The sequence below is a fragment of the Azospirillum sp. BE72 genome (assembly GCF_031455875.1).
Classification (GTDB): domain Bacteria; phylum Pseudomonadota; class Alphaproteobacteria; order Azospirillales; family Azospirillaceae; genus Azospirillum.
In genome coordinates, this window is the sequence record NZ_JAVDTO010000001.1 from 720,332 (window position 1) to 739,233 (window position 18,902).

Consider the following 18,902-nt stretch of genomic DNA (forward strand, 5'->3'; position numbering starts at 1 on the left):
TTCCCGCACTCTGCGGGACTGCAATCCATCTCCCCGAACCGGCCGGAGCCGCGAGTCCTGACCCATCCCATGGCTGACAGCGCATCGCCCGACACCGTCTATCCGGAGTTTCCCGGCATCCGCCTGGGCGACACCGTCCACCGCGCCGCCAAGCGCTTCTTCCTCGGCACCCACCGCACGGCGACGCCGGAAGAGACGCTGGCCCGCATATCGCCCCATTTCGCCCGTTGCGGCATCACCCGGCTGGCCGACGTGACCGGGCTGGACCGCTTGGGCATCCACACCGTCATCGGGCACCGGCCGAACAGTCCGACCCTGTCCGGCAGTGCCGGCAAGGGCTTCAGCCTCGCCGCCGCGACCGTCTCGGCCGCGATGGAGGCGATCGAGTTCCACCATGCCGAGCATCTGCGCCTGCCCCATGTCGAGGCGGCGTGGAACGACCTGCCGGCCGACGGGCGCATCCCGCTGGACCGGTTGCCGGGGACCAAGCACGGCGCCTTCCGTCCCGACCGGCCGGAAATCTGGACCTGGGGCTGGGATCTGATGAGCGGCCGTCCGGTCGCTGCACCCTGGACCTCGGTCGGGCTGCACAGCATGCCGCCGGGGACCAAACCGGGCGCCCGCAGCTTCTACGCCATGGGCACCAACGGGCTGGCCAGCGGCAACCATATCCTGGAGGCGGTCGCCGCCGGCCTCTACGAGGTGATCGAGCGCGATTCCGTCGCCTGCTGGCGCTATGCCGGCGACCGGCTGAACTGGCCGACGCCGCGGGTCGATCTGGCCAGCATCGACGCGCCGTCCGTGCGCGACCTGCTGCACCGTTTCGATCTGGCCGGCATCCGTCCGCTGCTGTTCGACGTCACCACGGACATGGGCGTGCCGAGCTACATGGCCATCGTCTATGACCGCGAACTGCGCAAGACCGGCATGAACCGCGGCTATGGCAGCCATCTGGAACCGGCGGTCGCCATGTGCCGCGCCCTGACCGAGGCGGTGCAGTCGCGGCTGGTCCTGATCGCCGGTTCGCGCGACGACTTCTTCCGCCGCGACCTCGTCCGCAACCAGAATGCCGACGGCAGCGCCGAGATCGCGGCGCTGGAGGCGACGCCGATCAACACCGACGGGCGGCGCCACCTCAACCATGCCACCCCGACCTTCGAGGGCGACATCACCATCCTGTTGACCGTGCTGCGCCGCGCCGGGATCGAGCAGGCGCTGGTCTTCGACCTGACCCTGCCGGAAATCGGCATTCCGGTGGTCCGCGTGCTGGTGCCGGGGCTGGAAGGCTACCAGTTCGACTTCTACACTCCGGGTGCGCGTCCGCTGGCTTTCGCGGAGGCGCTGAAGGCGCATGCGGCTCAGGCGCAAGCGGGGGCGCAAATGGGCCAGATGGGATCGGTCGCATGAAGATCTGTGTGTTCCTGGGGCCCACCATGCCGGTGGAGGATGCCCGTGCCATCCTGCCGGGCGCAGTCTTCCTGCCGCCGGCGGCGCAGGCCGACATCATCAGCGCCATGACCATCCACCGGCCTGACGTGATCGCCTTGATCGACGGGGTGTTCGGCCAGTCCCTGTCGGTCTGGCACAAGGAAATCCTCTATGCCCTGCACAAGGGCGTGGCGGTCTACGGCGCGTCCAGCATGGGCGCCTTGCGGGCGGCCGAATGCCATCCCTTCGGCATGGTGCCGGTCGGCGAGGTGGCGCGCGGCTATGTCGACGGCCGGCTGACCGGCGACGACGAGGTGGCTTTGGCCCATGCCGGGCCGGAGGACGGCTGGTTCCCGCTGTCGGAGCCTCTGGTGAACCTGCGCGCCAGCATGGCCGCGGCGCTGGCCGCCGGTGCGGTGGACCGGAGCCTGCACGACCGGGTGATCGCCGCCGCGAAGGGATTGTATTTCACCGAACGCATCCGCGACCGCATCTTCGCCGAAGCCGGGCTGAGCCGGGAGGAGACCGTCCGGCTGGAGCGCTTCCTGGAAACCGGTGCGATCGACCAGAAGCGCCGCGATGCGGAGATTCTGCTGGGCCATCTCGCCAGCCTGATCACGCCGCCGCGGCCGGCGCCCTTCGACTTCAACGCGTCCCATTACTTCGACGTGCTGTACGAGCGCGACCGCCGCGTCTGCCATGGCGGCAACACCGTGCCGCTGTCGGAGATCGCGTCGCACGCCGCCCTGCACCGGCCGGACTTCGCCGAGATCAACAATGCGGCACTCGGCCGCCTGTTGATCCGCCAGTTCGCCGAGGTGATGGGCGTCACGGTGGACGAGGCGGCGGTGCGGACGGAAACCCAGCGTTTCTGCGCCATGCGCGGTCTCGATGGGGCGGAGGCGCTGGCCGGCTGGTGCCGCCGCAACGACCTGACCGATGCCGAGTTCTCGGAACTGATGACCGAACTGGCCATCGAACGGGCGATGCGGCTCTGGCTCATCCCGCGCCGTTTCCTGGCGCGCACGACCAAGCCGGTGCTGAACGAGTTGCGGCTGCGCGGGCTCTATGAGTCCACCGCCGAGGAGGCGGCGCTGGTCGACCGGGTGATGGAGCTGCATTTCGGCGACGCCAGCCGCCAGCCCAAGGAAACGGTGGAGCAGTTGCTGGCCGAGCATGTCGCCGGCACCGCCTGCCGGGTTGATGCGCCGGCCGACGTCTGGTCCTATGAATATGGCTTCAAGGACCTGCTGGACCTGCGCATCGACCTGATGCGGGCCAAGCAGGTGCGCGACCTGTTCCGCCAACTGGCGGTGGAGGCGGAGGCGGCGCTGGCCCAGGCGGTGCCGCAGGAGCCCAAGCCGGAACAGCCCGTGCCGGAAGAGGAGATGCAGACGTGACGACCGCAGAAGTGACCATCCGCGTGCCGACTCCGTTGCGCGGCTTCGTCGGCGGGCGCGATCAGGTGACGGTGCCGGGCGCCACGGTGCGCGAGGCGCTGTCGGCGCTGACCGCCGGGCAGGACGCCTTCCGTGATCGGCTGTTCACCGCCGAAGGCGAGCTGCGCCGCTTCGTGAACGTCTATCTCGGCCGTGACGACGTGCGGCGGCTGGGCGGGCTGGAGGCGGCCTTGCCGGCCGGTGCCACCCTGACCCTGATGGTCGCCCTGGCGGGCGGTTGAGGAGCGTCTCGACATGAGCTTGAAGGACCGGCGCCTTGCCGATCTGCGCGCCCGCATCGCGGAAGTGACCGCCGCCGACGCGCTCGCCCTGCAACGGGATGGCGCCCTGCTGGTCGATGTCCGCGAGGATGAGGAGACGGCGACCGGCAGTCCCGCCGGGGCGCAGCGCCTGCCGCGCGGCTTCCTGGAGTTGCGCATCGAGGAAAAGGTGCCTGATCCGGCGCGTCCCGTCCTGCTGATGTGCGCCGGCGGCACCCGGTCGCTGTTCGCGGCGGAGGATTTGCTGCGGCTGGGCTATGAGGATGTGCGGTCGGTGGCCGGCGGCTTCTCGGCCTGGAAGGCCGCCGGTCTGCCGGTGGAGGTGCCGCCGCAGCTCGACGCCGCCCAGCGCGAGCGCTACCGTCGCCACCTGACCATGCCGGAGGTGGGGGAGGCCGGGCAGCACAGGCTGCTGCGCAGCCGCGTCGCGCTAATCGGTGCCGGCGGGCTGGGATCGCCGATCGCGCTCTACCTCGCCGCTGCGGGGGTCGGGCGCCTGACCCTGATCGACGACGACCAGGTCGAGCGCAGCAATCTGCAGCGCCAGATCCTCCATGCCGAAAGTCGGCTGGGCCAGCGCAAGGTTGAAAGCGGGCGCGCCGCCCTGCTGGATCTCAACCCGACGATCGAGGTGGTGTCGCACGACACGCGGCTGGAGGCGGCCAATGTGCTGGACCTGCTGGCCGACCATGATGTCGTGGTCGACGGGTCCGACAATCTGCCGACGCGCTATCTGGTCAACGACGCGTGCCTGCGGCTGGGCGTGCCGAACGTCTACGGCGCGATCTTCCGCTTCGAGGGGCAGGTGTCGGTGTTCGGTGGCGCCGCGCCGGGGCTGCGGCCCTGCTATCGCTGCCTGTTCCCGGAACCGCCGCCGGCCGAATACGCACCGTCCTGCGCCGAGGCCGGCGTGCTGGGCGTGCTGCCCGGCGTGATCGGCACCATCATGGCGGCCGAGACGATCAAGCTGCTGCTCGGTCTCGGCGAACCGTTGGCCGGCCGCCTACTGCTCTATGACGGCCTGCGCGGAGAGTTCAACGAGATCGCGGTTCCGGTCGATCCGGACTGCCCGTCCTGTTCGGCGGGCGCACAGCCGGAACTGAGCGACATCGCGGCGGTCTGTGAGGGGTGAACGGTGCTGGGGGGCGTCCGCCCCCTCCCCACCCGAGGCAGGCGAAAGCCTGTGCTCAGGCCGCCGTCTTCTGGACGATGACGTTCTGGACCAGCTTCTTCAGCGCGACGAAATCGACGGGCTTGGTCACAAGCTCGGTCGCGCCGATGTCCAGCGCGCGGCGGCGGTTTTCGGTGTCGCCATAGGCGGTGACCATGATGACCGGCACCTGCGGGGCGTCCGCGCGGAGGCGCTGCAGGAAGTCAAGGCCGCTCATGCCGGGCATATTGATATCGCTCAGGACAAGAACAGCTTCCGGTTGCAGGCCGGTGTTCAAGCTTTCAAGTGCCTCTTCGGCAGAAGAGGCAAAGTGAAGGGCCAGTTCTCCACGGCGCAATTCTGCGCGAAAGCGCTGACGGAACAGATCCTCGATATCCGGTTCGTCATCGACGACGAGGATTCCCAGGGTCATGTCTTTCGGCGCTCCCCTAGCGATATTGCCGTCACGGTTCGTGGCAGCGTGATCGTAAACTCGGCATGCTCGTTTTCGATGCTGGATACGTCGAAACGGCCCCTATGCTGATGTACCACGATGTCATAGCTGAGTGAAAGGCCTAAGCCGGTTCCTTCGCCGGTGGGCTTCGTGGTGAAAAAAGGCGTGAACAGCTTGTCGACCACGGCGGGTGGCATGCCGACGCCATTGTCGTGAATTCTTATGGAAACTTCAGTTCCTCTTGTTTCGGTTGTCACCGTCAGCGTCGGTTCATAAGCCATGTCGCCACAGATCAACTGCCGCTTGCGGACGGCGTAAAAGCTGTTCGTGAACAAATTGACCAGAACACGCGACATATCCTGCGGAACCAGCTTCACCTCACCCACATCCGCGGCGAATAGACGCTCCAGCGTGGCGTTGAAGTTGCGATCCTGGGCGCGCACGGCGTGGTAGGACAGCGACAGCGCCTCTTCCACCAAAGCATTCAGATCGGTCGTCTGCCATTCGCCGCCGCCGCCGCGCGAATGGGCCAGCATGCTCTTGACGATGTTGTCGGCGCGCCGGCCGTGGTCGGCGATCTTGCGCAGGTTGCTTTGCAGGCTGTCGACCAGATCGTCCACATCGGCGCGGGTCGCGTCGTCCAAATGGTCGTTCAGCGGCTCCAGCAACGCCAGCATCTCGTCCAGAAGCTCTCCCGACAATTCGGCGAAGTTGTTGACGAAGTTCAGCGGGTTCTTCAGTTCGTGGGCGATGCCGGCGGTGAGCTGGCCGAGCGACGCCATCTTCTCCTGCACGATCAGCTGCTGCTGGGTCTCGCGCAGCTCCTTCAGGATCGCCTCGGCCCGCTCCTTGGCCTCCCGCAGTTCATCCTCGATGCGCTTGCGGTCGGTGATGTCGTGTTGGGTGATGACATAACCGCCGTCGGCGCGCGGGGCGGTGCGGATGTCCAGGATGCGGCCGTTCGTCGGCACCTGGCGTTCGGAATTGATGACGCCTTTGACCAGGAAGCGGGTGCACAGCTCCGCCACCGTCTCCTCGCAGGGGACGTCGCCGTAATCGCCGCGCCGGTGATTGTAATGGAGCGTCTCGGCCACCGGGGTGCCGGGCGGGAACATGCCGGGGGGATAGTCCCACAGCCGGAAATACTCGCTGTTGGCCCCTTCCAGCCGCAGGTCGCGGTCCAGCATCAGCACGCCGTTGGGCATGGCGTCGATGGCGGCCTGCAGCAATTGTCCCTGATGCGGCACCTCGGCATTGGCGGCCTCGGGGCGCATCTGGGTCAGCATCTCCATCACCGCAGGCGCGCCGCCCCAGTCCACCGGCTCCAGCAGCTGGTCGAACCACTGGATGCTGGTGTCGGCGCGGCGGCGCTTGATGCGGCGGGCCAGCGGCTGGGTCGGACCCTGCAGGCAACGGGCATAGGCGTTGCGCTCCGCCAGATGGGCGTCTTCCGGGACCAGCGTCATGACGTCGGGCAGGGCCATCACCTGTTCCGCCGATTCGTAGCCCAGCAGGCGGGCCAGCGTGCCGCTGCAATGGAGGATCACGCCGTCGCGATGGACGATCAGGCCCGGCATCGCCGCGACCAGCTGGTCATGGTAGAGCCGCGCCCGGTCCAGCGAGTGCGCCACCGATTCCTCCGGCGAATAGGACGACAGCGGGGGCAGGGATCGCAGCAGATCGGTCTTATCGTGCATGGGAGGATCCCGAATTGTCGTCCACAGGGCTTCTGCCGCTTACCAGACAGCGTCAGGGGGCGGCGGGATCAGGGAGCATCCAGCGGCAGCCGCAGGACGACGCTGGTTCCGCGGCCGACCTCACTGTCGATGTCGATCTCGCCGCCGAGCTTGCCGGTGACCAGGTTGAACACGGCGTAGAGCCCCAGCCCCATGCTGCCGGCACCGCGGCGGGTGGTGGTGAAGGGCTGGAACAGCCGCGGCCGGATGTCGGCCGGGATGCCGCGGCCGTTGTCGGACACGCGCAGTTCCACCCTGTCCTCTCCCAGCATCCGCACCGAAACCGTCACCTTGCCGCCGGGGCGACAGGCGGCGGCTGCATCCTCCTGCGTCCCGTCTTCGGCACCCGCGCCGATGGCGGCGACCGCCGGCACCTGCTCGAAGGCATGGGCGAAAGCGTTGGTCAGCAGGGCCAGCAGCACCTCGGTCAGCGCGCCGGGATAAGTGTCCAGCGCCAGCCCGTCCGGGCAGTCCAGAGCCAGCTGGTGCCCTGCCGCCGCCGGCTGCACCTGCACCGCCAGCACGATGTCGGACAGGTAGTCGCGCAGGCCGACACGGCTGCGCGGCGAGCTGGCCTTGCCCTCAGTCACCAGCTTCAGGCTCTGGATCAGGGCGGCGGCGCGTTCGATGTTGGCGACCAGCAAGGTGGAGACCTCGCTGGCCGTGCCGACATAATCCTGGAAGTCGCTCTTGCGCAGCTGACCGCCCTTGAAGGTCATGATGATCGCTTCCGACGCCGTCTGCAGATGGGTGGCGGCGGTCAGCGCGATGCCGACGGGCGTGTTGATCTCGTGTGCGACCGCGGCGATCAGCTGGGCGATCACCGCCATCTTCTCCGCCCGGATAAGGTCGGACTGCATGCGCTCCAGGTCGGCCAGGGCCTGTTCGGCCGAATCCTTGGCGCTGCGCAGCGCCTCCGCCTGCACCTTGCGTTCGGTGATGTCGTAGAGCCAGACGATGAAGACCGGCTGGTTCTCGTAAGTGGTGCGGTCGACGGACATCGCCATCCACACCGTCCGCCCGTCCTCGCGCACGTAATGGATTTCGTCCGCCGCAGGCACGGCCCCGGGCGCCCGGTCGGGCAGCCTTTCCCGCACATGGCGGAACAGGGTGGGGGAGCAGCGCTGGTGCATCGCCTCCGCCGGAACGCCGAACAGGTCGGTGCAGCGCTGGTTGCAGTAGAGCAGCTCGCCGGTCTCGGTGATGATCGACACGCCGATGGGGCTGCCGTCCAGCACCCGGCGCAGGCGGGCGGCCTGGGCGCGCGATGCCGCTTCGGCCGTCCGCGTCTCCTGCAGCGCGTCGCGCAGCCGCCGCACGGCGCGGCAAGCCTCCAGCGTCTTGTGGATGGTGGCTTCCAGGTCGCTGAAATCGATGGGCTTGATGATGAAGTCGAATGCACCGCGGTTCATCGCCGCCCGCACGTTGCCGAGGTCGCCATAGGCCGAGACCATCACCGCGCGGATGTCGGCATTCACCTGCGGCAGATGGTCGAGCAGCGTCAGCCCGTCCATCCCCGGCATGTTGATGTCGCTCAGCACCATGTCGATGTCGGGCCGGGCGCGCAGGGTTTCCAGCGCCTCCTGCCCGTCATGGGCGAACAGGAACTCCAGTTCACCGGCGCGGACGGCGCGACGGAAACGCTGCATGATCAGCGTTTCGACGTCCCTCTCGTCGTCGACAACCAGAATCTTTCCCATCCCGCCTTCCTACCGCCAACCCGCCCGACCCGTGCCGCAACCGGATCCGGGCGCCCCACCATAAGCGCGGATCGCCCGGACGGGAAGCACCGTGGCGTACGGTGCCCCATCGGTTGTATGGCACTGTGGCCGCAACCCGGGATCAGGCTGCATGACGGGAATCCCCCAATCGATTGTCACGCGCGGTCGGCGGACAGGATAACACGGGATTGCAATGCGGCGAGATGGTTGTGATTGGGACATTGCCGGTCAGCCAGCGGTTCCCTGCGGGGCCTCCGCTTCCGCAAGCGGCAGAGTGAACCAGAAGGCGGCTCCCTTGCCCGATTCGGCGTCCAGTCCGGCGGGGGCGTCTTCCACCCCGATCCGGCCGCCCAGATGCTCGACGATGCGCTTGGCGATGGCGAGTCCCAGGCCGGTGCCGGCCGGCTTGCCCGTCAGCATGTCGCCGGCCTGACGGAAACGCTCGAACACGATGTTGCGGTCCTTCCGCGCCACGCCGGGGCCACTGTCGATTACCGTGATTCGCAGCGTGTCCCCGTCCAGCTTCGCCTCCAGCCGGGTCCGGCCGCCGGTGGGCGTGAATTTCGCTGCGTTGGACAACAGGTTCACCACCACCTGGATCACCCGATCCTCGTCGCCGCGCACCGGCGGCAGGTTGCCGGGGATGTCCACCGACAGGACGATGCCGCGCTCCAGGAACAACGCCTCCGTCGCCGCGACCGCCTGGGTCAGCAGGGCGGCCGGATCCATGGTCTCGATCCGCCAGTCGAGCGCGCCGGCCTCGATCTTCGCCATGTCGAGCACCTGGTTGATCAGGCGGGTCAGCCGCTCGCTCTCCTTGATGATGACGGCCAGGAATTCCTGCCGCTGGTCCGTCTCCAGCTCCGGATCGTCGTGCAGGATCTCGCTGAGGGCGCGAATCGAGGTCAGCGGCGTGCGCAGTTCGTGCGTCACGGTGGACAGGAAGTCGTCCTTCAGCCGGTCCAGCTCGGTCAGCCTTTCGTTGGCGGCGCGCAGAGCGTCGGTGGCGCGCTCCAGTTCCGCCGTCTTCAACTCCAGCTGGCGGCTGTGGGCGATGACGTCGCTGGTCTCGTCCAGCATGCGCAGAAGCTCCGCCGCCTCCACCGCCCCTGTGGAGACGGAGGAGGCGAGCGCCACCCGCGCCGAAGCCCCGCCGATGGCGCCGGCCAGCAGCCGTTCGGCCAGCCGCAGCCGCTCCGGTCCCGCCGGCTCGTCCGGGTCGGCGCCGGTGAAGGCCTGCTCGGCGCGCTGCGGCCCGAGGAAGCGGGCGACCACGCGGGCCAGATCGCCGACGCTGGCGGCATTGCGCCAGTCCGCCGGCGAGGTCTGCGGATTGGCGGCGGACGTCGGTTCGAACACATCGACGAAGGCGGCGGCCTGCGCCCGCTCCGCCGCGTCCGGCCGGTCGAACAGCGACAGCCCGACATAGGCGCCGATGTTGGCAAGGGCGCTCCAGAACAGGGCATGGGCCAGCGGATCCCAGCCCTCCAGCCCGAACAGCGCGTAAGGGCGCAGCGCCGCGATGCCCCACGGTCCATCGGCGATGAAGCTGGCGGGCAGCCAGCCCGAGCGCGCGAAGCTGGGCAGCAGCAGCGTGTAGGCCCAGACCAGCGTGCCGGCCGCCACCCCGGCGATGGCGCCGCGCCGGGTCGCTCCGCGCCAGTAGAGTCCGCCGATCAGCGCCGGGGCGAACTGCGCCACCGCCGCGAAGGAGATCAGCCCGATCGACACCAGCGCATAGGCCGATCCCGCCAGCCGGTAATAGCCGTATCCGAACAGCAGGATCGCGACGATGGCGACCCGCCGGACCATCAGCAGCAGCGGCGCCGGATCCGCCGAGCGCGCCAGTGCCGCCGGCCGGAAGCGCAGCAGCACAGGCACCGCGAGGTCGTTGCACAGCATGGTGGACAGCGCCACCGTCTCCACCACGATCATGCCCGCCGCCGCCGACAATCCGCCGAGGAAGGCCAGAAGGGCGAGCCACTCGGCCCCGCCATGCAGGGGCAGGGCGACCACGAACAGGTCGGGGTCCACCCGCCCGCCGAAGGTCAGCAGCCCCGACAGCGCCACCGGCAGGACGAACAGGTTGATCAGCAGAAGATAGAGCGGGAACAGCCAGACCGCGCGGTCCAGCTGGCGTTCGTCCACCGATTCGATGACCATCACCTGGAACTGGCGCGGCAGGCACAGCATCGCCGCCGCCGACAGGATGGTGGTGGTGACCCAGACCCCGGACGCCGCCCCTTCCAGCGCGATGTCGCCGCCGAACAGCCGGGCGAGGTCGGGGCGGGAGGCGGCAGCGGTGAACAGGTTGTCCAGTCCGCCGTGCAGGCCCCAGACCACGAAGATCCCCACCGCCAGGAAGGCGACCAGCTTCACCAGCGATTCGAGTGCGATGGCAGCGACCATGCCGGGGTGATGCTCCGCCGCGTCGATCTGGCGGGCGCCGAAGACGATGGCGAACAGCGCCATCACCGCGGCGATCAGGAATCCCTGGTCGAGGAAGAGAGCATGGGTCGTTTCCAGCCCGCCGCCGGTCAGCGCGTCGAAGCTGACGGCGACCGCTTTCAGCTGCAGGGCGATGTAGGGAGTGACGCCGACGGTGGCGGTCAGCGCCACGAGTCCGCCCAGCAAAGGGCTGTGGCTGTAGCGCCTGGACAGGAAATCGGCGATGGAGGTGATGCGCTGCGCCTTGGCGATGCGCAGGATCTTGCGCAGCAGCAGCGGGGCCAGCAGCATCAGCAGGGTGGGGCCGAGATAGACCGGCAGGAAGCCGATACCCAGCGTCGCCGCCCGCCCGACCGAACCGTAGAAGGTCCAGGTCGTGCAATAGACCGCCAGCGACAGGGCGAAGATGGTGGGCGAGGCGATGACGCTGCGCCCCGCCGCTTCCCGCCGGTCGGCCCAATGGGCGATGGCGAACAGGGCGGACAGGTAGGCCAGCGCCGCGACCAGGACCGTGCCCCAATCGAGCCCGACGCCCATGTGGCCCTCCCTACCGAGACCGGCCGGCGAGCGCCGCCAGCAGGATCACCACAGCCCAGGCGCCGAAGACCCCGGCATAGAGGGCCGGCACCCCAAGAACCGTGCCCTCCACCCCGAACAGGCCGAGCAAAGGCGGGCTGAACAGCACGGCGGCCAGCAGGAACAGCCCGGCCATGCGCTCGCGGCGGCGGGGGGCGGGCTGTTCGTCGCGGGCCGGCGCGGTCAAAAGGCGCGTTCCCTTGCGGCGAGTTCGACCAGGATGTTGGCGCCGCGGATGGCGTCGTCTAGCGTCCGCACGTCGCGCTCGCGCAGCATCTCGATCATCCGCAGGAAGACCGCGGCGGTGACCAGGCTGTCGCCCAGGGCGGTGTGGCGGTCGACCACCTCGATGCCCAGCCGCTCGGCGATGCCGTCCAGCGTGTGGTCGCCGTCGTTGCCCAGCAGCATGCGCGACAGCAGCATGGTGTCCAGCACCGGGCAGTCGAAGGCCACCCCCGCCGCACGTTCCTTCATCTTCAGGAATTTCAGGTCGAAGGCGGCGTTGTGCGCCACCAGCACAGCGCCGGAGACGAAGCCGCGGAACTGCGGCAGCACGGCGTCGATGGTCGGCTTGCCCACGACCATGCCGTCGGTGATGCCGTGGAAGGGGACCGATTCCGGCGGGATCGGCCGCTTCGGGTCGACAAGCGTGTTGAAGGTCTCCCCCGTCAGAATACGCCCGCCGACGACGCGGACCGCGGCGATCTGGATGATCTCGTCGCCGGTGCTGGGCGACAGGCCGGTGGTCTCGGTGTCGAACACCACGTAATGCAGCCGGTCGAGCGGCGTGCCGCCAAGCTCGCTGGTCGCCAGCGGCTGGTGCAGCAACCCGAAGTCGAAGAATTCCGGCCGGGCGCCGGCCCGCGGCCGTGGCTGGGCGGAGCGCGGCGACTGCGCCGGCGGCAGCGGTACGCGCAGCCGTGCCCGTGTTGCGGTGCCGTCGGAGTTCGGCAGCGGCTCGCTCCAGGCGGTGCTGCGGTGGTGCTGCAGCACGTCGCCGGCGCTGAGACCCCCCAGCCCGTCCGGCAGGGTCTGGTCCAGCCAGCCGTCCAGCGTGGCGCTGGGCACCGCCGGCCCCTCCCACACCAGATCCAGATAGACCCAGCGATCGCCGTCCTGCGGCCCGGCGGCCTCCAGGTCGAAGGCGGTGGCGCCGGTCAGGCCGTGCACCTTCTCGATCAGATAGGCGAACAGCAGGACCAGCCCGTGGCTGTCGCCATGCACCCATTGCGGCAGGCCGGTCAGCGTGACCGTGGTGGGGCACTCGGTCCCGACCCGGTGGGCCACGAGGTTGATCAGGTTGTTGGAGTGGATGTCGCTCATCGGCCAGCTGCCGGTGACGACGTTGCGGTAGGCGGCGGTCACCTGCTCCAGCCGGCGGGACAGGCTGTCGCAGGAGTCCAGCATCGAGCTTTCGAAGGCCGCCCGGTCGACGGGGCCGAGGTCCGGCGCATCGTACAGGGTCTCGACCGCGGCGCGCAGGTTGGCGATCGGCGCGCGGAACCCCTCCGTCGCCTCGCGCAGCAGGGCGTCGCGCTGGCCCAGCGCTGCCAGTTCGCTGGTGGCGTCGGACAGGGTCAGCACATAACCGGTGATGATTGGGCCGGTGATGACAGGCGGCTCGTCCGGTCCCGGTTCCGGGTCCTGCAGGATGGCGCTCATGCGGCCTTCCAGCAGGATGCGGCCGTCGGTGGTGGCGCCGACGAATTGGGCGGTGGTGCCGTGCTCGTGATTGATGTGCCGCCCTTCGCGCACCCGCAAGGAGAGCCGTTCCAGCGTGTGGGTCAGCGGCTCCGCCACCACGAAATGCAGCAGCGAACGGCCCAGCCCCAGTTCCCCCGTCAGGTGCAGGATGTCGAGGGCGGTCTGGTTGTAGAGCAGGATCTGGTGCCGGGTGTTGCAGACCAGGACGCCTTCATGCAGGTCGCGCAGAACGGCGGCGAGCTGGGTCTTCTGCTCCTCTGCCTTGGCCGTCGACTCGGACACCGTGCGGGCGATGTCGCGGCGGACCTGGGCCAGCTTGTCCGACAGGTCGTTGACCGCGCGGGCGATCGGCTGCAGGTCGCCGTAGCGCGCCAGCGGTACCCGGCCGCCGACCGCGCCCTCCGCATTGCCGTGGGCGATCAGCCCGGCTTCCCGGCTCAGCGTTTCGGCGGCGCGCAGCAGGTAGCGGTCGACCGCCAGCCACAGCCCCCACACCGCCGCCGCGCAGGCCGCCGTCATCACCACGGCATAGGTCAGCAGCGGATCCGCGGCATCCGACCCGCGCACCGCCATCGCCAGCCCGACCGACAGCGCCACCAGCCCCAGCCCGGCGGCACGGAAGGCCAGCGGGACGATCCGCCGGGGCTGGGGGGCAGGGGTGGTCGCGGACCCGGTCACGGCGCCGGCTCCACCCTGCCGGCCGCCGGCAAGCCGAGATGGCGGCGGACGGTGGTCAGCAGGTCGCGGGTGGAGAAGGGCTTGGTGATGTAGTCGGTGGCGCCCAGCGCCAGCCCCTTCTGCCGTTCGACGTCGCGGCTGCGCGCCGTCAGCATGATGATGGGCAGGGATTTCCAGGCCGGGTTGGTCCGCAGCGTCTGGCACACGTCGAAGCCGTCGCGCTTGGGCATCATGGCGTCGAGCAGGATCAGGTCGGGGGTGAAGCTCTCCACCGAGCGAAGCGCCTCGTCCCCGTCACGGGCGATGCGCACGTCGAACCCGGCGCGCTGCATGAGGACCTGGAGCGACAGGACGATGCTGGGTTCGTCGTCGACGACCAGGATGGTCGGCTTCATGGCGGGGCGTCCTCCGGTGCGCCGGTCTGCTGCCGGCTTCCCAAATTTGTGGCCGGGGCAATGCATTCGTGCCCTGGAATGTCCATGGTACGAGCAAAGACAAGCGGGGATCAAGCGGCACTCCCGGCTCCCCCGACCAAAGAATGGGGTGGCCCAGGCAAGAAAAAGCCCGGCCGCGACCAAATGTCGCCGCCGGGCCAACGCTTGTATGACAGGTTGTCGCAGGTAGCGGGACCGTTGCCTGGCCTCCGCCGGTTCGTCAGGGGATCAGCGGGCTGTGATCACGACCGGGTTGAGCCCCATCTTCGTTTTCAACTGCTCGGCCTCGCGCTTGGCCGCGGTCTGATCGGCGAATCCACCGACGCGCACCGCTCGCCAGGACCGGTTGGAGTTGTCGGTCCAGTCCACCGTATAGGCCTGGAAACCGCCGCCCTGCAGCCGCTGCGCCAGCGAATCGGCGTTCGCCGTCACCGAGAAGGTCCCGACCTGCACGGTATAGCGCCCGGCGGGCATCGAAGCCGGCGGGGTGGCGGCCTTGGCCGGGGGCTTCGCTTCGCCATTGGCGGAGGGAGGCACAGATGCCGTGGCCGGGGGAGCGGGCGGGGCGGCCGGAGTCGCGGCGGGAGCTGCACCGGCGGGCGGACGCTTGGCGGCTTCCTTCGGCGGGGCCAGCATCGCCTGGAGGGAGCCGGTGTCGGCAGGCCCGCCAGCGGCCGGCTGCTCCGGCTTGGCAGTGTCAGGCTTGGCGGTATCGGGTTTGGGAGCTTCCGGCTTTTGGGCGGCCGGTGGCGGTGCGCTTTCGGCCGGGGCCGTGGCGCGCGGCTTCGGCGCGGCGGCGGGCGCCGTGGCCGGGACGGCCGGCGGTTCCGGCACCTTCAGCACCGGCGGCGGGCCGGCGGGCGGGGCGGCGACCGGCGGCGGCGGGGCGGCGGACACGGCCGGCGGTGTTGCCGGGGCTGCCTGGGTGGGGGGTGTCTGTGCCGGAGGCGTGACGGCTGCGGCCGGCGCGCTGTTGGTCGCTGCGCCGGACGGTGACGCGTTGGACGGCGCAGCGTTTTGCTGTGTGGCGTTTTGGGGCGCGCGGGTGATGGCCGGGGCCGGCACCATCGGCGAGGAGGTGTTGGCCGCCGTCGTCACCGGCTCCGGGTCGCCTGATCCGAGATACACGACGCCGACGGCGATGCCGCCCGCGGCCAGCAGGGCGAGCGCGATCTTGCCCAGCGGCAGGCTGCGGCTTGCCGGCTCTTCCTCGTCGTCCTCGACCTCGTCCTGCTGATCGGCGTGCAGATCCTCGTTCAAGGCACGAAGCAGCTTGGCGATGTCCTCGTTCTCCGGCGGCGGAGTCTCGGAAGGTTTGCCGTTTGCTTTCATCTCGTCCTTGAACGTCGGTGTCGACAGGGTGGGAGCCTGCCGGGGCGGTGGCTTGAGCGTCACGGTCGACCTGCGCTTGCCCGTCATGGCGGGCCGGCTGGAAACAAAGAGGGGCCTTCCGGCGGCCGGTCCGCGGAACACGGACCGGCTGCGGAAAGCCCCTTCTCTTTATCGTATTTTGCCGCCCCATCAAACCGCCAAGCGGTCGCGCCCGGCGGACGGGCGATGCAAAGAAGGGGCTGCCGTCCCGGGGGGCCGCTCAGCCCTGATGCGGCTTGGCCGGATCGACCGGGTGCGGCTGGGTGGCCGTGGGAGGCGTCGGATGGACGGTCGAGGACGCGACCGGGGGTACCGGAGCCTGCGTCACCGGCTGGGCGGCAGGCTGGACGGGCGCCGGGTTGATCGCGGCGGGCGGGGCCTGGGCGGCGGTCTGGGCCGGAGCCGCCTGCGTCTCGTCCTCCTCGTCCTTCAGGCCGGACTTGAAGGCCTTCACGCCCTTGGCGATGTCGCCCATCACGTTGGGCAGCTTGCCGGCGCCGAACAGGAGAAGCACGATGACCAGAACGATCAACCAGTGCCAGATGCTGAAACTGCCCATCGATCAATACCTCTGCAAATCGGTCGGAGCGGACGACGTCGCGGTCGCCACCAATGTGAGTGCCCCTTCCGCGCCGCACAAGAGGGGAGCGCCGAAGGAACCCGATAAACGCGGCGCCCTCAGGCGGCCGGCCCGCTTTCCGCCGGCTCCTCCGGCAGTTGGTGGCGCATGATCAGCGGCGCCTGGAACGCGCTGAAGACCAGGGTCAGCGGCATGATGCCGAACACCTTGAAGTTCACCCACATGTCCGTGGAGAAATTCCGCCACACCACCTCGTTCAGCACCGCCAGGACCAGGAAAAACCAGGCCCAGCGGATGCTCAGCGTGCGCCACCCCTCGTCCGACAGGTTCAGCACGGTGCCCAGCAGCCGCTTCATCACGTTGCGCCGCATTGCATGGGCGACGAACAGCACCGAGGCGAACAGCAGGTTGACCAGGGTCGGCTTGATCTTGATGAACAGGTCGTCCTGCAGCCACAGGGTCAGGCCGCCGAACAGCAGCACGAAGCCTGCGCCGACCACCGGCATGATCGGGATGCGGCGTTCCAGCCGCCACGACACCGCGACCGCGATGCTGATGGCGACCATGAAGACCGCGGTGCCGGTCATGATGCCGGCCTGGGAATTGGCGACGAAGAAGGCGGCCAGCGGACCGGCCTCGATCGCCAGGCGTGCGAACTGGTTCATTCCCCTGACATAGCCCGAACCGGCCGCCCGTGAAAGGGGCGAATGGTGGCGGGTAGGGCATTCGGATGGATGATGCCGGCCGCTCAGAACTGCGCCGACAGCCGGAGCGAGCCGTAATTGGTCAGCGACTTCTGCCCGCGGAACTCCGGCGTCTGCAGGGTCTGGGCATAGGTCAGGCCATAGCGGCCGTAGCGCAGCGTCAGCCCGGCCTGCACGCTGCCGACGAAGGGATGCTTGTCGACGGACCGGCTTTCCCGGAAGGTGTTGCCGTCCAGGAAGATGTTGCGCGCAACCGCCCGTCCCTCAGCGCTGGCGTAGACATACCAGGAAAAACGCCCCGGTCGCTCCGAATAAGGGGAGTCCTGGTAGGGGATGCTGGAGGTGGGGCGGGTCACCAGGGCGCCGACCGGCGGCGGCATGTTGCCGCCCAGCCGGACCGTGCTTCCCACCGCGGCGAAGGTCAGGACGTTGCCCACGCTGCCGGCGACATGGGGGCTGAAATCCCACTCCAGCGGCCCCAGCGTGTTCGGCTTCTCGCCGCGCCAGACATGCTCGTAGCTCAGCACCACGCCGGGCTCGTCGCGCAGCTGGTAGTTCCAGCCCTCCGGGTAGGTGGCGCCGCCGACGATCTTGTGGACCGTCTTCTGCGTCTGCTCGGCCAGCGAGGATGGTCCGACCATGCCGAGGTCGAGGTCGATGCGGTCCACCGCCGTCGGCGCCTCGTTCAGCACCGACACCCGGCCATAGAGCCAGCCGGCATAGGGCCGGTCCGTGGGGTCCGGATTGCGGGCCTTGAGGTTGCTCGGCGTATAGATGTTCTGGCCGAAGGCGAAACCGTAGCGCCGCACCCCGCCCGGTTCGATCCAGGGCACGAGATTCGCCAGCCAGTCGATGCTGCCGTAGGTCGGCCGCGCGCCGGAGAAATAATAGAACTGGAAGCCGTTCGAGTAGTAGCGGTCGGTCCCGCCGCCGAAAAGATCGTTGTCGATCCAGAAGCCGATGGCGGGGCCGGAAGCCGCGGGCGCGTCGCCCGGCGGCGGGGTGGTTTCCTGTGCGCTTGTCCCCGTTGCGGTCAGCAGCAGGGTCGCAAATGCGGCGGCCAAGGTGGGGCCGCTGTTCGTCGCCATTCCGGCACGCTCCATCCGTTTCGCAGGGTAACGGATTGAGGGGGAGACTGTTGCGATGCGGTGCGGCTTCTTTGGGGGTAGGGGTGGGGAGGTGTCGGCAGGCGAATGCCCCCACCTATCCTCCCCCGCCACTCTCCCGCATCAGTACTGGTCCCCTCCCCCGCCCAGCGGGGGAGGGTTAGGGTGGGGGTATCGCCAGCCGACAACTCCCCCTCACACCCGCGCCCGCAGCCCCTCCACCGCTTCCTCCAGCGTCATGTCGATGCGCCTGATCCCATGCAGCGCCAGGAAGCGCGCTTCGTTCTTCGACAGTTCGCCGGGGATCACCGCCCAGTGGCTGTCGGAGGAGCGCTTGGCGATCTGGCGGGCGAAGGTGCGCTGGATCTCGTGGTCGAACCGGCAGCCCAGGAACAGGAAGTGCCGCCCGGCGCGGCGGTCCTTGACGACGGCGGGGATCGGAGTCTGGATGTCGATCTCCGTCAGGATCTCGACATAATCGCTGTCGGAGATCAGGTAGTTGCCGGCCGGCGTCACCGCCCCCGACGGCTTGTACAGCACGGTGTCCCAGCCGACCGCGGCCTCCGCCGTCGTCTCGGCGCCGTCGGGGGCGTAGTAGCGCACCCATTCGCCGGTCGATTGCGGGTGCGACACACCCTGGATCTGGCCCCAATGCCGGTCGGCGGCGCTCAGCAGACTGTCCAGCACGTTGTCGTACCAGACGTCGACCAGCAGGGGCGGGGCCGGGATCGCGGCCAGAAGGGCATGCACCGGGGTGGCCGGCACCGTCTGGCGGAAGATCTCGTTGAGGATGGCCTCCAGCGTCTTGCGGTGCTTGCGCGTCTCGATGAACTGGGCGACGGCGGTCAGGTTGGAGCGGATGCGGCCGGGGGCGGCGACCTTGGCGTTCAGGCGCTGCACCAGTTCCGCCGAATTGCGCGGGATCGGGCACTGGTCGGGCGGCAGCAGGGCGAAGGCGCCGGGGCCGAGATAGGGCACCACCTGCTTTGCCGCCAGCGCCGCCGCGATATCGGCCAGCGCCGCCGCGGCGTCCGGCACCGTGACGGAGTCGGAATCGGTTGCCAGCGTGGTGTCGGTCATGGAAGGCTTCTC

16 protein-coding genes are annotated in these 18,902 nt (G+C 69.1%); 4 read left to right on the forward strand and 12 right to left on the reverse strand.

Going from position 1 to position 18,902, the window contains the following annotated elements:
- Positions 1-69 precede the first annotated feature (69 nt).
- Genes J2Y49_RS03505 through moeB form a run of 4 tightly spaced genes read left to right on the forward strand, consistent with a single transcriptional unit; the run spans position 70 to position 4,280 of the window.
- Positions 70-1,407, forward strand: a complete 1,338-nt coding sequence (locus tag J2Y49_RS03505; RefSeq protein ID WP_310112402.1) for a YcaO-like family protein — start codon at positions 70-72, stop codon at positions 1,405-1,407.
- Complete coding sequence (locus J2Y49_RS03510) at positions 1,404-2,828, forward strand: TfuA-like protein (RefSeq protein ID WP_310112405.1); 1,425 nt, start codon at positions 1,404-1,406, stop codon at positions 2,826-2,828. Before J2Y49_RS03505 ends, J2Y49_RS03510 begins: the two co-directional genes overlap by 4 nt.
- Positions 2,825-3,109, forward strand: coding sequence for a MoaD/ThiS family protein (locus tag J2Y49_RS03515; RefSeq protein ID WP_194912761.1), 285 nt, complete (start codon positions 2,825-2,827; stop codon positions 3,107-3,109). Before J2Y49_RS03510 ends, J2Y49_RS03515 begins: the two co-directional genes overlap by 4 nt.
- A gap of 13 nt (positions 3,110-3,122) precedes the next feature.
- Positions 3,123-4,280 carry a molybdopterin-synthase adenylyltransferase MoeB gene (gene moeB / locus J2Y49_RS03520; protein WP_310112410.1) on the forward strand — a complete coding sequence of 386 codons (1,158 nt, stop codon included), beginning with the start codon at positions 3,123-3,125 and terminating at the stop codon, positions 4,278-4,280.
- A 55-nt stretch (positions 4,281-4,335) separates the two neighbouring features.
- Here the strand turns inward: moeB and J2Y49_RS03525 are convergent, their stop codons facing one another.
- The 12 genes from J2Y49_RS03525 to J2Y49_RS03580 all read right to left on the reverse strand — a co-directional run bounded on the left by J2Y49_RS03525 (position 4,336) and on the right by J2Y49_RS03580 (position 18,890).
- The gene (locus tag J2Y49_RS03525) at positions 4,336-4,731 is read right to left on the reverse strand and encodes a response regulator (RefSeq protein ID WP_194912759.1); all 396 of its coding nucleotides are present in this window, start codon (positions 4,729-4,731) and stop codon (positions 4,336-4,338) included.
- Positions 4,728-6,449, reverse strand: coding sequence for a PAS-domain containing protein (locus tag J2Y49_RS03530; RefSeq protein WP_310112415.1), 1,722 nt, complete (start codon positions 6,447-6,449; stop codon positions 4,728-4,730). Before J2Y49_RS03530 ends, J2Y49_RS03525 begins: the two co-directional genes overlap by 4 nt.
- Before the next feature lie 68 nt (positions 6,450-6,517).
- Complete coding sequence (locus tag J2Y49_RS03535; RefSeq protein WP_310112417.1) at positions 6,518-8,188, reverse strand: ATP-binding protein; 1,671 nt, start codon at positions 8,186-8,188, stop codon at positions 6,518-6,520.
- Positions 8,189-8,437: 249 nt separating this feature from the next.
- Positions 8,438-11,194: a sensor histidine kinase gene (locus tag J2Y49_RS03540; RefSeq protein WP_310112419.1), complete on the reverse strand. Its 2,757-nt coding sequence runs from the start codon at positions 11,192-11,194 to the stop codon at positions 8,438-8,440.
- Positions 11,195-11,204: 10 nt separating this feature from the next.
- Positions 11,205-11,420, reverse strand: coding sequence for a hypothetical protein (locus J2Y49_RS03545; RefSeq protein ID WP_310112421.1), 216 nt, complete (start codon positions 11,418-11,420; stop codon positions 11,205-11,207).
- A complete protein-coding gene (locus J2Y49_RS03550; protein ID WP_310112423.1) occupies positions 11,417-13,615 on the reverse strand; it encodes an exonuclease domain-containing protein in 2,199 nt (732 codons plus the stop codon). Before J2Y49_RS03550 ends, J2Y49_RS03545 begins: the two co-directional genes overlap by 4 nt.
- Entirely contained in the window at positions 13,612-14,010 is a 399-nt protein-coding gene (locus J2Y49_RS03555; RefSeq protein ID WP_310112426.1) for a response regulator, read from the reverse strand. Before J2Y49_RS03555 ends, J2Y49_RS03550 begins: the two co-directional genes overlap by 4 nt.
- Positions 14,011-14,277: 267 nt before the next feature.
- Complete coding sequence (locus tag J2Y49_RS03560) at positions 14,278-15,381, reverse strand: SPOR domain-containing protein (protein WP_310112428.1); 1,104 nt, start codon at positions 15,379-15,381, stop codon at positions 14,278-14,280.
- A 259-nt stretch (positions 15,382-15,640) separates the two neighbouring features.
- Positions 15,641-15,979 carry a twin-arginine translocase TatA/TatE family subunit gene (locus J2Y49_RS03565; protein ID WP_310112430.1) on the reverse strand — a complete coding sequence of 113 codons (339 nt, stop codon included), beginning with the start codon at positions 15,977-15,979 and terminating at the stop codon, positions 15,641-15,643.
- Positions 15,980-16,098: 119 nt separating this feature from the next.
- Positions 16,099-16,665 carry a septation protein A gene (locus J2Y49_RS03570; RefSeq protein WP_310112432.1) on the reverse strand — a complete coding sequence of 189 codons (567 nt, stop codon included), beginning with the start codon at positions 16,663-16,665 and terminating at the stop codon, positions 16,099-16,101.
- A gap of 83 nt (positions 16,666-16,748) precedes the next feature.
- Positions 16,749-17,792, reverse strand: coding sequence for a lipid A deacylase LpxR family protein (locus J2Y49_RS03575; RefSeq protein ID WP_310112433.1), 1,044 nt, complete (start codon positions 17,790-17,792; stop codon positions 16,749-16,751).
- Positions 17,793-18,005: 213 nt separating this feature from the next.
- On the reverse strand, positions 18,006-18,890 hold the full coding sequence (locus J2Y49_RS03580; protein ID WP_310112436.1) for an SIR2 family protein: 885 nt from the start codon (positions 18,888-18,890) through the stop codon (positions 18,006-18,008).
- Positions 18,891-18,902: the final 12 nt, after the last annotated feature.